Raw genomic sequence first — 13,651 nt, forward strand, 5'->3', positions numbered from 1 at the left:
CTGTGCTCATGACCCTTGCACACGACGTGGCCGGGGACCCCGGCGCCCCCGCCGTCGTCCTCCTGCACGCCGGCGTGGCCGACCGTCGCATGTGGGACGCCGTCGCCCCCGCCCTGGCGCACACGTTCCGTGTGGTGCGCCCGGACCTGCGCGGCTTCGGGGACTCCCCGCTGCCGGCCGACGGCGGCCGGTACACGAACGCGGGCGACGTCGTCGCACTCCTCGACGACCTCGGCGTCGCGGACGCCGCCGTCGTCGGGTCGTCGTTCGGCGGGAAGGTTGCGCTCGAGCTCACGACGACCCACCCCGGCCGGGTGCGCGAGCTCGTGCTGCTGTGCCCCGCCGCCCTTGGCGTGCCCGACACGGAGACGTCCGACGCGTTCGACGCCGAGGAGGCACGGCTCCTGGCCGAGGGCGACGTCGAGGGCGCTGTCCGGCTCAACGTGTCGACGTGGCTCGGCCCGGACGCCGACGACGACGCCGCGGAGGCCCTCACCGTCATGCAGCGCCGCGCGTTCGAGGTGCAGCTCGCGGCCGACGCGGCCGCGAGCGCCGCCGGGCTGCCCGAGCCCGGCCCGGACGGCGTCGAGGTGGGCCTCGCGGGGATCCGCGTGCCGACGTTCGTCGTCGAGGGCGCGCACGACATGGACGCGCTACGGGCGTGCGCCCGGCACGTGGCGGCGTCGGTGCCCGGCGCGGAGCTGTCCCTGCTGGAGTGGGCGGGGCACCTGCCGGTGCTGGAGCGGCCGGACGCGATCCTGGCGCTGCTGCTGGACGTGCTGCGCGACGACCCGACGGTGCACGCGCCCTGACCGGTCAGGGTCGCGGTGTGGGCCCGTGCCAGGTGAGCGCGATCAGGCAGGCATCGTCGCGCTGGTGGGTCCCGAGGTCGACGAGGTGGGTGGCGGACTCCCCCGACTGCGCGAGGCGGGCGGCGTGCTCGGCGAGGTGCTCCAGTCCGTCGCGCAGGGGGGCGTCGCGGCGTTCGACGACGCCGTCGGTGTACAGCACGACCGTGTCCCCGGGGGCGAGCGGGACGGTGCCCTCCGTGCGTTCGCCGGGTGCGCTGCCGACGCCGAGCGGGAGGGACCGTCCCGCCCAGAGGAACTCGGCGGCGCCGGCACGCCGCACGTGCAGCGGGGGAAGGTGCCCGGCGCTCGCGTACGTGAGGGTGGCGTTGGCGGTGTCCAGCTCCGCGTAGACGACGGTCGATCCGAAGCCGATGTCGTGGTGGCGGACGAACATGTCGAGGCGGTCGAGGACCTTGGCGGGGCCGATCCCGGGCTCGGCGAGGGCACGGGTCGCGGTGCGCAGCTGACCCATGGCGGTCGCGGAGGCGAGCCCGTGCCCCACCACGTCGCCGATGACGACGTGGAGGACGCCGTGACCGTGGGCCGCGCCGCGGTCGGCGCGGTGGGAGGCGCCTCGGTCGAGGTCGAAGACGTCGTACCAGTCGCCGCCGACGGTGAGACCGCTGGTCGCCGGCCGGTACTCGGCGACGACGTCCAGGTCGGGGCGCTCCGGCAGGTCACCGGCCAGCATGGCGAGCTGCAGCTCGTGGGCCACCGACACGCTCTGCTCGGCGAGCTGTGCCCGGTCGAGGGCGATGGCACCCTGGCGGACGACCGTGGTCAGGGCTTCCCTGTCGGGCGGGACGTCGCCGAGACGTTCGTGGGGGACGACCACGAGGTGTCCCCAGGAACGCTGGACGCCGTCGACCGGCATCACCAGGAGCCCGGCCTCCCCGGCGGACGGGCGGGGCGCGGTGGTCTCGAGCGTGACCCGCGCGACGCCGGGGTGCCGTGCGACCACGCCGAGCAGCGCGTCGCGCACCTGGTCGACGCCCGCGACCCGCGAGAGCGCCGCGGTGGCCTCCTGCACCCAGCGCAGCCCCTCGGCCCACCGGTCGGAGCTCGTGCGGGCGCGCACCAGCTCCTGCTCGAACTCGGCGCGGCCGCGGGAGGCGAACATGGCCACGTCGATCTCGGCGCCGCTCCCGGGTCCGGCGGGGCCACGACGGTGGGCGGTGACCAGCACGGGCAGCGGCTCGCCGGGCGTGCGCAGCGCCAGGGAGACGTCCTCCACCCTGCCGTTGAGCGCCAGGGCGGGGGCGACGTAGGCCTCCCAGTAGAGCCGGCCGCCGGCGGTGATCAGGCTGCCCAGCGGCCGGCCGACCACCGGGTCCGGCAGCTCGTGGGACGGGGGCGACGGCTGGCCGGGCGCGTGCCCCGCGCGCCAGCGGAGGAAGGTGACGTTCGCGTCGAGGACCGTGCCGTCCTCGTCCAGGCGCAGCATGGCCACGGGTGCCCTGGACCAGGCGTCCGCGAGGCTGCCGTCGCTCATGCGACGGGCTGCTCGTCCAGGGGCGCCGGTTGCGCGCCGTCGAGGGCCAGGTAGTCACGGATCGCGCTGACGAGAGCGGTGGGCGCGCTGAGGTTCGGGCAGTGCCCGACGGCGTCCAGGAGGGTGAACCTCGAACCTGTCAGGTGCTCGTGGACGTAGCGGCCCACCTCGGGCGGAGCGATCGCGTCCTGACGGCACTGGACGACGAGGGCCGGCGTGCGCACGGCGGCGAGGTCGGCGCGGTTGTCCGACAGGAACGTGGTGCGTGCGAAGCGTCGCGCGATGACCGGGTCGGTGCGGCAGAACGCGTCGGCGAGCTCCTCGCCGAGCTCCGGGCGGTCCGGGCTGCCCATGATGACCGGACCCATCGCCCGGGACCAGCCGAGGTAGTTGGCGTCCATCGTGGCCAGCAGCTCGTCGATCTCGCCGGCGGTGAACCCCCCGCGGTAGCCGCCGTCGTCGACGTAGCGGGGGCTGGGACCGACCAGCACCATGCGCTCGAACAGGTCCGGCCTGCGCACGGCCGCGAGCAGGCCGATCATCGCGCTGACGGAGTGGCCCACGAACACCACGGGTCCGAGGTCGAGGTCGTCGAGCAGGTCGATCACGTCGGACGCGTACCCCTCGAGGGTCGCGTGCCGCGCCACGTCGTACAGGGACGGGTCCGCGGCGCCCGCGCCCGCGTGGTCGAACAGCACCACACGGTGGTCGGGCTCGAACGCGGGCGCCACCCACCGCCACATCGACTGGTCGCAGCCGAACCCGTGCGCGAACACCATCGGCGGGCCGTGCCGCGGCCCGGACAACCGGGTGCCGTGGCGCTCGCGGGTCCTCATGACCACCCAGGGTAGGCGCTCGCGGCCCGCACGATGACGCTCCGCGGCAGGGACCAGCCGCCCGCAGGACACGTGCGCGAAACACCGGGGGGCGAGGATGCGGGGGTGATCATCGCCCCGGAGTCCCCGGCCGCCGTCGACGTGCGCGCGCTGCTGGAGGAGCACCTTTCCGACATGTACGCCACGTCCCCCGCCGAGTCGGTGCACGCCCTCGACCTCACGGCGCTGCTCGCCCCCGCGGTGACGTTCCTGACCGCGCGCGACGACGACGGGACCCTGCTCGGCTGCGGCGCCCTCAGCGAGCTCCGGCCCACCACCGCGACGTCCCCCGGGCAGGGCGAGGTGAAGTCGATGCGCACGGCGCGCCCCGCGCGCGGACGCGGCGTGGCGGGCGCCGTCCTGGACCGGCTGGTCGCCCTGGCCCGCGAGCGCCGGTACGCCTCCGTGAGCCTGGAGACGGGGCCGCAGGAGTACTTCGCGGCCGCGCGGCGCCTGTACGCGCGGCACGGGTTCGTGCCCTGCGGCCCGTTCGGCTCCTACTCCCCCGACCCGTGCAGCGTGTTCCGCACCCTCGACCTGACGGACGACCGCACGGACGCGGCTGTCGGCCCCGCCGCCTAGCCTCGCGGGATGACCGACACCCCGACCTGCGACGCGCCGGGCACGGCGCCCCTGCTGGACCGGCGGTTCGCGTGGCGGGGCCGCGAGGTCGCGTGGACGGCGTTCGGCTCCGGCCCGCCGCTGGTGTTCTGCCACGGCACGCCGTGGTCGTCCTGGCTGTGGGAGCCGTACGCCCGCGCCCTGGCCGGCGGGTTCACCGTGCACCTGTGGGACATGCCGGGCTACGGGGACTCGTCGAAGGACCCCGCGCACGACGTCGACCTCGGGACGCAGGGCGAGCTGTTCGCCGCCCTTCTGGAGCACTGGCGCCCCGCCTGGGCCGCGACCGCAGCCACCGGGCGCGACGGCGGGGGCGACGCCGGCACGCCGCCGCTGCCGCACGTCGTCGCGCACGACTACGGGGGCGCGGTGAGCCTGCGCGCCGCGCTGCTGCACGGCGCCCGGTACGCGTCCCTGTGCCTCGTGGACGTGGTGGCGCTGCGCCCGTGGGGCTCGCCGTACTTCGCCCTGGTGCGCGAGCACGCCGACGTCTTCGCGGCCACGCCCGCCGCCGTGCACCGGGGCGCGCTGGAGGCGTACGTGCGCACGGCCGCGCACCGGCCGCTGCGCGAGGAGCACCTGGCCGCGCTCGTCGCCCCGTGGACGGGCGAGGCCGGGCAGGCCGCGTTCTACCGGCAGATCGCCCAGGCCGACGAGCGGTACACCGCCGAGCTCGAGCCGCTGCTGGGCGACCTCGACGTCCCGGTGCGCGTGCTGTGGGGCGAGGAGGACGCGTGGATCCCGCCGGACCGCGCGCGGCGGCTGGCGGAGGCCCTGCCGGACGCCGACGTGCGGATGCTCCCGGGCGCCGGGCACCTGGTGCAGCTCGACGCACCCGTCGCGCTCGCCGTCGAGCTGCAGCGCTGGTTGTCCGCGTCCCGCTGACAGTCGGTGCCCGGCCGACAGTCAGTACTAGTCGGTACCAGTCAGTACCAGCTCGCCCGCGCGTGCTGGAAGATGAGGTTGGTCTCGGTGAGCGCCACGTCCGGGTCGGTCGACAGGTGCTCGATGACGAACTCGTTCAGGGCGTCGGAGTCCGCCGCGGCCACGTGCACGAAGAAGTCGTGCGCCCCGCCCAGCAGGAAGACGTTCAGCACCCCGGGCAGCTCGGCGAGGCGCTGCAGGTAGCCGCTCAGGCGGGTGCGGGCCGCGCCGCGCATCTGCACCGCGATCATCGCCTGCAGGGGGTGCCCGGTCCGCGCCGGGTCGACGTCCGCGTGGAAGCCGCGGATCACGCCGCGCTCGCGCAGCTGACGCACCCGCGTCAGGCAGGTGGACGGCGCGATCCCCGCCCGCGCCGCGAGCGCGTTGTTCGGCAGCCGCGCGTCGTCCGCGAGCGCCGCGAGGATCCGCTGGTCGACGTCGTCCAGCCGTGCGGGGGCGGGCCCGCGCCGTTCGAGCCCCCACGACGGGTCCGGCCGGACGTCCGCGGGCCGGACCTCCTGCGTGCGGACGTCCTGCCCCCGCCGCTGCCCGGATCGAACATCCTTCGCGCGGGGCTGGCGTGGCGCGGGCTGAGCCGGGCGTCGTGTCGACATCTTGGCAATCTACCGAAGGATGTGCGGATTCGTGGCGTGCAGCCGAATCTGCCCGTCAGACTGGGACGTGAGCGGGGTCACACGCCCCGCGCCACGCACCCGCCGATCCCTGGCCACGAGCAGGGGGTCGGTGCCGAGCCACGAAGGCGGACTCACCATGCGCATCGGCGTCCCGAAGGAAGTCAAGAACCACGAGTACCGGGTGGCGATCACGCCGGCCGGCGTGCACGAGCTCGTCGCCCGCGGGCACGACGTCGCCGTGGAGGCGGGTGCCGGGGCGGGGTCCGCGATCACCGACGACGAGTACCGCGCCGCCGGGGCGGACGTCGTCGCCGACGCGGACGAGGTGTGGGCCGGCGCCGAGACGGTGCTCAAGGTCAAGGAGCCGGTCGAGGAGGAGTACCACCGGCTGCGGCCGGGGCTCGTGCTGTTCACCTACCTGCACCTCGCGGCGGACAAGGCGCTCACCGAGGAGCTGCTGGCCCGCGACGTGACCGCCGTCGCGTACGAGACGGTGCAGACCCCCGACGGGCGGCTCCCGCTGCTGGCCCCCATGTCGGAGGTCGCGGGGCGGCTCGCGCCGCAGGTCGGGGCCGCCACCCTGCTGCGCGCCGCGGGCGGTCGCGGGGTCCTGCTCGGCGGGGTGCCCGGCGTGCCCGCCGGGCACGTGGTGGTCATCGGTGCGGGCGTCTCGGGCATGAACGCCGCCCGGATCGCCGTCGGGCTGGGCGCCCGCGTCACCCTCCTGGACACGAGCGCCGACGCGCTCAAGGCCGCCGACCGGGAGTTCGGCGGCCGCGTGCAGACCCTCGCCTCGAACCGGCTCACCCTCACCGAGGCGGTGCTCGAGGCCGACCTGGTGGTCGGGGCCGTCCTGGTCCCCGGCGCGAAGGCGCCCGTGCTGGTGGCGAACGACGTCGTGGCGCGCATGCGGCCGGGCGCCGTCCTCGTGGACATCGCGATCGACCAGGGCGGCTGCTTCGAGGACTCCCGCCCCACGACGCACGCCGACCCCACGTTCCCCGTCCACGACACGGTCTTCTACTGCGTGGCGAACATGCCGGGCGCCGTGCCCCGCACCTCCACGTACGCGCTGACGAACGTGACGCTGCCGTACGCCGTGGCGCTCGCGGACCACGGCTGGCGCGAGGCCCTGCGCCGCGACCCGGTGCTGGCCCGCGGCCTCAACGTGCACGACGGGCGCGTCACCAACGCGGGCGTGGCCGAGGCGCACTCCCTCGAGCACGTGGACGTCGCCGCCGTCCTCTGACGGTCGCGCCGCGAGGCGGCACGCTCAGCATCCCCGATGCCTACCGAGGCCGGGTGCGCGGCGGCACGGGCACCCGGTCGAGGTCGGCCGCGACGGTGAGGCCGCCGTCGAACACCTCGCGCGCCTCGCGCTCGAACTCGTCCGGCAGCTCGTCGGGCACGCGGTAGCGCTGGGAGAAGTGCGTGAGCACGAGGTGGCGCACGCCGGCGCGCGCGGCGACGATCGCGGCCTGTCGGCACGTGAGGTGCGCCCACCGGGCGGCCAGCTCGGCGTCGCGGTGCAGGAACGTCGACTCGACGACGAGCAGGTCGACTCCGTCGGCGAGCTCGAGGACGGCGTCGCACAGGCGGGTGTCCATGACGAACGCGACCGACTGCCCCGGCCGCGGCACGGAGACGGCGTCGCGTCGCACGGTGCGGCCGTCGTCGAGGACGAGGACGCCGTCGCGCAGCAGCCGCCCCACCGCCGGGCCGGCGGGGACGCCCGCGGCCGCGAGCGCCGCCGGGTCCAGGGACACGCCGTCCGGCTCGTCGAGGCGGTAGCCGACGGCGTCGACGCGGTGGTCCAGCGGGCGCGCGGTGAGGACGGGAGCGCCCGGGCCGGCGCCGCGCTCGCCGTCCAGGCGGGGCAGCGTCACCACGGGTGAGGGACTGGGCGACGGACCGGGCGACCGAGCGGAGGTCGCCGCGCCGGGGAAGGCCACGGGCTGCAGCGCGACCCGCTCGTGGTGGTCGTAGGCGCTGGCGTCGAGCAGGTGGCGCACCCAGGGCTCGCCGGAGGCGGGGAACGAGATCGGCACGGTGTGGCGCACCTGGTCCCCCGACAGGCGCTGGGCGACGCCCGCGAGGCCGAGGGAGTGGTCGCCGTGCAGGTGGGTGATCGCGATGCGGGTGAGGTCGGTGGCGGACACCCCCGCGAGCGTCATCTGCCGCTGCGTGCCCTCCCCCGGGTCGAAGAGGATCGCCGCGTCGTCGAAGAACAGCACGTACCCGTTGTGGTTGCGGGTGCGCGTGGGCACCATGCTCGCGGTGCCGAGCACGACGAGCTCGCGTCGCGACACGCCGCCGCGCTCAGCGGCCGAGCGCGCGCCCGACGACGCGCACCAGCCCCGTGGTCACGTGCTGCACGGGGCGCCACAGGTCGCGGTCGAACACGGCCGTGCGGGTGGCGGGGCCGCGGCGCAGCCGCCCCGCGAGACGGCTCGTGGCGGGCGCCGGCGCGGAGGGCGCGGGCTTCAGGGACGGCAGGCCGGCGAGCACGGACGGCCGGTAGCGGGCGCCCGGGTCCCACCGCGGGTGGCGGCGCTGCCTCGCGTCGTCGGGGGTCGGGGCCTGCATGAGGTCATCGTGGCGCGGCGGCGTGGCCGCCGCAAGGCCGGGGACGGCCCCGAGGACGCTCAGGCGCCGGGGAAGCCCTGGGGGTTCTCGGACTGCCAGCGCCAGGTGTCGGCGCACATGTCGTCGATCGTCTTGACGGCGCGCCAGCCGAGCTCGGTCTGCGCGCGCGTCGGGTCGGCCCAGAACGCGGCGAGGTCGCCCGCGCGGCGCGGGCCGACCTCGTAGGGCAGCTCGCGGCCTACGGCCCGCTCGAACGCGTGCAGCATCTGCAGCACGGACGTGCCGGTGCCGGTGCCGAGGTTGAAGGCGCGCACGGGCTCGGCCATGGCGTCCAGGTGGTTCAGCGCGGCGACGTGCCCGGCGGCGAGGTCCTCGACGTGCAGGTAGTCGCGCTCGCACGTGCCGTCGGCGGTCGGGTAGTCGTCGCCGAAGACCACGAGCTTGTCGCGCTTGCCGACCGCGACCTGTGCCAGGAACGGCATGAGGTTGTTCGGGATGCCCTGCGGGTCCTCCCCGATCCGGCCCGACGGGTGTGCGCCCACCGGGTTGAAGTAGCGCAGCAGCGCGACCTTGAGCCCGCCGACCGCGACCGCCGCGTCGGCCGCGATGCGCTCGATCATCACCTTCGTCTGCCCGTACGGGGACGACGACGACAGGTACTCGTAGTCCTCGCGGTAGGGCACGGGCGCCTTCTCCCCGTACACGGTGGCCGAGGAGGAGAACACCAGGCGCGGCACGTCGTGGCGGCGCATCGCCTCCAGCAGCGACAGCGTCGAGTCGAGGTTGTTGCGGTAGTACTCCAGCGGCTTGGCCACCGACTCGCCCACCGCCTTGAAGCCCGCGAAGTGCACGACGGCGTCGAACCTCTCGTGCGCGAACAGCCGGTCGGTCTTCTCCGCGTCGGTGAGGTCGATCGCGTGCACCGGCACGTGCGCCCCCGACAGGGACTCCAGGCGGCCCACCACCGTGGGCTTGCTGTTGGAGAAGTCGTCCACCACGACGACGTCGTGCCCGGAGGCGACGAGGGACAGGACGGTGTGGGAGCCGATGTACCCGGCGCCGCCGGAGACGAGAACGCGCATGGGCCCAGCCTAGGGCGTCGGGCGCCGTCGTCGGACGGGCGTCCGCACCCCGGGCCGGGCCCGTGCGCGTCGGGTCGTGTCAGCTGCCGCCGAGGAGCTCGGTGAAGCTCGGCGTCGCGGCGAACGGGTCGACCGGGCCGTCGTTCTCGCGGCGCGCCACCCGCTGCGCCAGGTCACGCCCGGCGCGCGCGATCCGCTTCGGCAGGCCGGCGCCCGGGTCGTCGGCGCTCGCGGCCCAGTCGTCGGTGGCGGCGAAGACGCTGGTCGGCACGACGTCGGCGCGCAGGTACGTGAACAGCGGCCGCATCGTGTACTCCAGCGCCAGGGAGTGGCGGGCGGTGCCGCCGGTCGCGCCGAGCAGGACCGGCATGCCGGTCACCGAGTCGGGGTCGACGACGTCCCAGAACGACTTGAACAGCCCCGAGTAGCTCGTGGTGAACACGGGCGAGACGGCGATGAGCCCGTCCGCGCCCGTCACGGTCTCCAGCGCCCGGGCCAGGTCGCCGGTCGGGAACCGGGTGAGCATCGCGTCGACGACGGCGTGCGCGAGGTCGCGCAGCTCGATCGTCTCCACCCGCACGGTGTGGCCGGCGTCCTCCAGCTCCCGCACGGTGGCGTCCGCGAGCCGGTCGGCCAGCAGGCGCGTCGACGACGGCTGGGACAGGCCCGCCGACACGACGGCGAGGGTGCGGGTGGGGTGAAGGCCCGAGGGCCCCGAGGACATGGTCATGCGCGTGCCTCCTGCGATGCGGCGGGCTGGGTGCCCTCGGCAACGGTACCGGTGTACGGGTCGGCGGTGTCGCCGACGTGGGTGGCGCCCGCCTCGCCCGCGGCGCGGGCGGCGGCGACGCGCTCGGCGTGCGTCGGCGGGTTCAGCGGGACGTCGTCCGCGGGGCGCTTGGCCTCGACGATCTTGCGCAGCTCGGGCACGACCTCCTCGCCGAGCAGGTCGATCTGCTCGAGCACGGACTTCAGCGGCAGGCCCGCGTGGTCCACGAGGAACAGCTGGCGCTGGTAGTAGCCCACCTCGTCGACGAACGACGCGTACCGGTCGATGACCTGCTGCGGCGAGCCGACCGTCAGCGGCGTCTCGCGCGTGAAGTCCTCCATCGACGGGCCGTGCCCGTACACGGGCGCCTCGTCGAAGTAGGGCCGGAACTCGTTCCACGCGTCCTGCGACCGCTTGCGCATGAACACCTGGCCGCCGAGCCCGACGATCGCCTGGTCCGCGCGCCCGTGCCCGTGGTGCTCGAAGCGCTGCCGGTAGAACCGCACCATCTGCCGGGTGTGGTGCATGGGCCAGAAGATGTTGTTGTGCAGGAAGCCGTCGCCGTAGAACGCGGCCTGCTCGGCGATCTCGGGGCTGCGGATGGAGCCGTGCCACACGAACGGCGGCACGCCGTCCAGCGGGCGCGGGGTGGACGTGAAGCCCTGCAGCGGGGTGCGGAACTTGCCCTCCCAGTCCACGACGTCCTCGGTCCACAGCCGGCGCAGCAGCGCGTAGTTCTCGACCGCGAGCGGGATGCCCTGGCGGATGTCCTGCCCGAACCACGGGTACACGGGGCCGGTATTGCCGCGGCCCATCATGAGGTCCATGCGCCCGTCGGAGATGACCTGGAGCATCGCGTACTCCTCGGCGAGGCGCACCGGGTCGTTGGTGGTGATGAGCGTCGTCGCCGTCGACAGGGTGATGTGCTTCGTGACGCCGGCCAGGTAGCCCAGCATCGTCGTGGGGGACGACGCCACGAACGGCGGGTTGTGGTGCTCGCCCGTGGCGAAGACGTCCAGGCCCGCCTCGTCGGCGTGCCGCGCGATGGTGAGCATGTTGCGCACCCGCTCGGTGTCGTCCGGGGTGTGGCCCGTCGTGGGGTCGGTGGTGACGTCGCTGACGGAGAAGATTCCGAACTGCACGGCTGCGCTCCCTGCTCGTGGTCTCTTGCTGCTGGACTCTGACGTGAAGCCTGGGTCCATGCATTTGCATGTACATGCCGGTGAACCGTGCACCGCTCCCGGTTGTTCCCGGTGGTCCCCGGCCCTCCCGCGGGCCCGCGGGTGACGTCGCGCACAAAGGGTGCCCGCAGGGCGGTCTCGAGTTGCGCACGGCGCGCCGACTGGCCAGCCTGGGGAGGCAACCGCCACGTCCCGCCACTGTGCCTGTCTCCGGCACCGGTGCGGACCGTGCTTCACGGGACCTTCACGGACCGCCGGAACAACCCCCGGCAGGGCCGCGTTGGAACCTCAGGCCCCTTCCCACCGACCTCCAGGAGGACGACATGCCCGACCGGTCCCTGCGCGGCATGAGCATCGGCAGCAAGAGCATGGAGTCCGACGAGGGCGTCGACTTCGCCCCCCGGTTCCAGGCGCACTACGACTGCCCCAACGGCCACACCATCATCCTGCCCTTCTCCACCGAGGCCGAGGTGCCGCCGGTGTGGGAGTGCCGGTGCGGCGAGGAGGCGCTCCTGCGCGACGCCGAGCGCCCCGAGGTGAAGCCCGGCAAGCCGCAGCGCACCCACTGGGACATGCTGCTCGAGCGCCGCACCGTCGCCGAGCTGGAGGAGCTCCTCGACGAGCGCCTCGAGCTGCTGCGCGCCGGCAAGCTGCGCCGCAGCGCCTGACACGCGACACGCTCAACCGCACGAAGGGCGGGCACCCCACCGGGTGCCCGCCCTTCGTCGTTCCCCACGCCCCGCTCCGCGGGTGTCAGCGCCGGCGGGCGCGCACCGCGGACACGATCCCGCCGACGACGAGCACGAGCGCCGCCGCGCCGACCCCCCAGCCGGGCCAGTAGCCGGCCCGCACGGCCGGAGTCAGCTCCGTGCGCAGCGGCAGGTCCGCCACCCAGTGGTCGGCCGTGAACAGCTGCGTGCGCGCCACCAGGGTCCCGTCCGGGGCGACGACGCCGCTCACACCCACCGTCGAGACCTGCACCGCCGCCCGGCCCGTCGTGATCGCCTGCAGCCGCGTCATCGCGAGCTGCTGCGTCGACTCCGCCGTGTACCCGAACGACGCGTTGTTCGTCGGCACCACCAGCACCTGCGCGCCCCGCTGCACGGCGTCGCGGATGATCTCGTCGTACGCCACCTCGAAGCAGATCACGGTCGCCATCGGCACCGTCGTCGGCCCGGTGCCGCGCCCGATCGCCGCGCCGTCCACCGGCAGGTCGACCACCGCGGGCTCGGTGCCGGGGATCATGTCCGTCGTCACCCGGTCCACCTGGGCGCTGAACAGCCGCACGAAGGAGCGGATCGGGATGTACTCCCCGAACGGCGCCGGGTGCTGCTTCGCGTACCGCTGGGTCACGCCCTTCCCCGGCTCCCACAGCAGGGCCACGTTGTACCGGCCGCCCGTGTCCGGCCACTCCTGAGCGCCCACGAGGATCGGCGCGCCCACCGCCTGGGCCGCGTCGTCGATCGCCACGCCCACCTCCGGCGTCGTCTGCGGGTCCAGGTCCGAGCCGTTCTCCGGCCACAGCACCACGTCGACGGCGTCGCCCGGTTGGTCGCCGAACGCGCCGGACGCCTGCTCGTCCGCGATCGCGTACGTGCCCTCCAGGTGGTTGTTCAGCACCTCCGCCCGGTTCGCGAACGACCCCTCCCCCGGCTCCGACACGTTGCCCTGCACCGCCCCGGCGCGCAGCACGCCCGCCTCCGCGGTGCCCGTGCCCGCGTCCACCACGGTCCCCGCGCGGCCCGGGTCCTCCGTCACCTCGCGCGTGCCCGGGTCGTGCGCCAGGGGCAGCAGCAGCGGCGCGGTCACGAGCGCGGCCGCGGCCAGGACGAACACGGCGGCGCTCGCGGCCGACCGCGCCCGACGTCGGGCGTCGCGCCACGGCGTGCGCAGCAGGCGCCCGACGGCGAGCGCGAGCAGCACGCCCGCCGCGGCCACCAGCAGGGACACCAGCGTGGTGCCGCCGAGCCAGGCGGCGCGCCCGGTCGGCGCGCCCGCCATCGCCCACGCGAGGCGGCCCCAGGGGAACCCGCCGAACGGGATCTCCGAGCGCCACTGCTCCACCGCGACGAACACGACGGCGAACACGGCGGCGTGGGCGACGGCGTGCCGGCGCACCCAGCCCCAGCGGCGCGCCCACGTCCACAGCGACCCGAACGCGGCGAGGAACAGCGTCTCCAGCACGGACAGCGCCACCCAGGGCACGGTGTCCGTGGCGAAGTTCGCCCACCAGATGTGCGGCAGCCAGAACGTCAGCCCGGCGACGAGGCCGACGAGGAAGTTCCAGCCGGCGGCCCGGCGCCCGTCGCGGCGCAGCGCGGCGAACAGCAGCGCGACGCCGACGAGCGCCAGCGGCCACGCCCCGACGTCCGGGAACGAGGCCCACAGCGCGGCCCCGGCCGCGACGGCGAGCAGCAGGGTCGCGGGGCGGCTCGCCCACCGGTCGGCGGCCGACGTGCCGCGCGAGGCGGCCCCCGCGTCACTGCTGTCGTCACGGCTGACGTCACGGCTGTCGTCGACGCCGGGGGCGGCTGACCCGTCGGAGGGCTCCTCGACCGGGTTCGGGCTCACGTGCAACACCCCCGCAGGGTACGTGACCCAGCGGCGCGGTCGGGCTGCCGGGAGCCCCTCGAGC

The 13,651-nt window shown here is 75.0% G+C and carries 14 protein-coding genes; 5 read left to right on the top strand and 9 right to left on the bottom strand.

Annotated elements, in window-relative coordinates:
- Positions 1-8 precede the first annotated feature (8 nt).
- Positions 9-812 (top strand): alpha/beta fold hydrolase, encoded by an 804-nt coding sequence (locus ACFQ8T_RS05365; RefSeq protein ID WP_430545514.1) that lies wholly within the window; start codon positions 9-11, stop codon positions 810-812.
- 4 nt (positions 813-816) lie between these two features.
- Here ACFQ8T_RS05365 and ACFQ8T_RS05370 read toward each other — a convergent pair whose 3' ends face one another.
- Positions 817-2,343 carry a PP2C family protein-serine/threonine phosphatase gene (locus ACFQ8T_RS05370; RefSeq protein WP_430545515.1) on the bottom strand — a complete coding sequence of 509 codons (1,527 nt, stop codon included), beginning with the start codon at positions 2,341-2,343 and terminating at the stop codon, positions 817-819.
- Entirely contained in the window at positions 2,340-3,179 is an 840-nt protein-coding gene (locus ACFQ8T_RS05375) for an alpha/beta fold hydrolase (protein ID WP_430545516.1), read from the bottom strand. The genes ACFQ8T_RS05370 and ACFQ8T_RS05375 overlap by 4 nt, the downstream gene beginning before the upstream one ends.
- Before the next feature lie 105 nt (positions 3,180-3,284).
- Here ACFQ8T_RS05375 and ACFQ8T_RS05380 point away from each other — a divergent pair, with 105 nt between their 5' ends.
- Together ACFQ8T_RS05380 and ACFQ8T_RS05385 are read left to right on the top strand one after the other, a co-directional pair.
- Entirely contained in the window at positions 3,285-3,800 is a 516-nt protein-coding gene (locus tag ACFQ8T_RS05380) for a GNAT family N-acetyltransferase (RefSeq protein ID WP_430545517.1), read from the top strand.
- 9 nt (positions 3,801-3,809) lie between these two features.
- On the top strand, positions 3,810-4,724 hold the full coding sequence (locus ACFQ8T_RS05385) for an alpha/beta fold hydrolase (RefSeq protein ID WP_430545518.1): 915 nt from the start codon (positions 3,810-3,812) through the stop codon (positions 4,722-4,724).
- 41 nt (positions 4,725-4,765) lie between these two features.
- Here the strand turns inward: ACFQ8T_RS05385 and ACFQ8T_RS05390 are convergent, their stop codons facing one another.
- Positions 4,766-5,377, bottom strand: a complete 612-nt coding sequence (locus tag ACFQ8T_RS05390) for an Lrp/AsnC family transcriptional regulator (RefSeq protein ID WP_430545519.1) — start codon at positions 5,375-5,377, stop codon at positions 4,766-4,768.
- 157 nt (positions 5,378-5,534) lie between these two features.
- On the opposite strand from ACFQ8T_RS05390, the gene ald reads away from it, so the two are divergent.
- A complete protein-coding gene (gene ald, locus ACFQ8T_RS05395) occupies positions 5,535-6,647 on the top strand; it encodes an alanine dehydrogenase (RefSeq protein WP_430545520.1) in 1,113 nt (370 codons plus the stop codon).
- 40 nt (positions 6,648-6,687) lie between these two features.
- Here ald and ACFQ8T_RS05400 read toward each other — a convergent pair whose 3' ends face one another.
- The 5 genes from ACFQ8T_RS05400 to ACFQ8T_RS05420 form a co-directional block, all read right to left on the bottom strand.
- Positions 6,688-7,707: a ribonuclease Z gene (locus ACFQ8T_RS05400; protein ID WP_430545521.1), complete on the bottom strand. Its 1,020-nt coding sequence runs from the start codon at positions 7,705-7,707 to the stop codon at positions 6,688-6,690.
- Positions 7,708-7,717: 10 nt separating this feature from the next.
- Positions 7,718-7,984, bottom strand: a complete 267-nt coding sequence (locus ACFQ8T_RS05405; protein WP_430545522.1) for a hypothetical protein — start codon at positions 7,982-7,984, stop codon at positions 7,718-7,720.
- Positions 7,985-8,043: 59 nt separating this feature from the next.
- Positions 8,044-9,066 carry a UDP-glucose 4-epimerase GalE gene (galE, locus tag ACFQ8T_RS05410; protein WP_430545523.1) on the bottom strand — a complete coding sequence of 341 codons (1,023 nt, stop codon included), beginning with the start codon at positions 9,064-9,066 and terminating at the stop codon, positions 8,044-8,046.
- Between the two features lie 79 nt (positions 9,067-9,145).
- Complete coding sequence (locus ACFQ8T_RS05415; protein WP_430545524.1) at positions 9,146-9,796, bottom strand: FMN reductase; 651 nt, start codon at positions 9,794-9,796, stop codon at positions 9,146-9,148.
- Positions 9,793-10,977: an LLM class flavin-dependent oxidoreductase gene (locus ACFQ8T_RS05420; protein WP_430545525.1), complete on the bottom strand. Its 1,185-nt coding sequence runs from the start codon at positions 10,975-10,977 to the stop codon at positions 9,793-9,795. Before ACFQ8T_RS05420 ends, ACFQ8T_RS05415 begins: the two co-directional genes overlap by 4 nt.
- 362 nt (positions 10,978-11,339) lie before the next feature.
- Here ACFQ8T_RS05420 and ACFQ8T_RS05425 point away from each other — a divergent pair, with 362 nt between their 5' ends.
- Positions 11,340-11,684: an RNA polymerase-binding protein RbpA gene (locus ACFQ8T_RS05425; protein WP_079575180.1), complete on the top strand. Its 345-nt coding sequence runs from the start codon at positions 11,340-11,342 to the stop codon at positions 11,682-11,684.
- Between the two features lie 85 nt (positions 11,685-11,769).
- Here the strand turns inward: ACFQ8T_RS05425 and lnt are convergent, their stop codons facing one another.
- Positions 11,770-13,596, bottom strand: coding sequence for an apolipoprotein N-acyltransferase (gene lnt, locus ACFQ8T_RS05430; RefSeq protein WP_430545526.1), 1,827 nt, complete (start codon positions 13,594-13,596; stop codon positions 11,770-11,772).
- Positions 13,597-13,651: the final 55 nt, after the last annotated feature.

Source organism: Isoptericola sp. NPDC056618 (genome assembly GCF_042792715.1).
Classification (GTDB): Bacteria; Actinomycetota; Actinomycetes; order Actinomycetales; family Cellulomonadaceae; genus Isoptericola; species Isoptericola nanjingensis.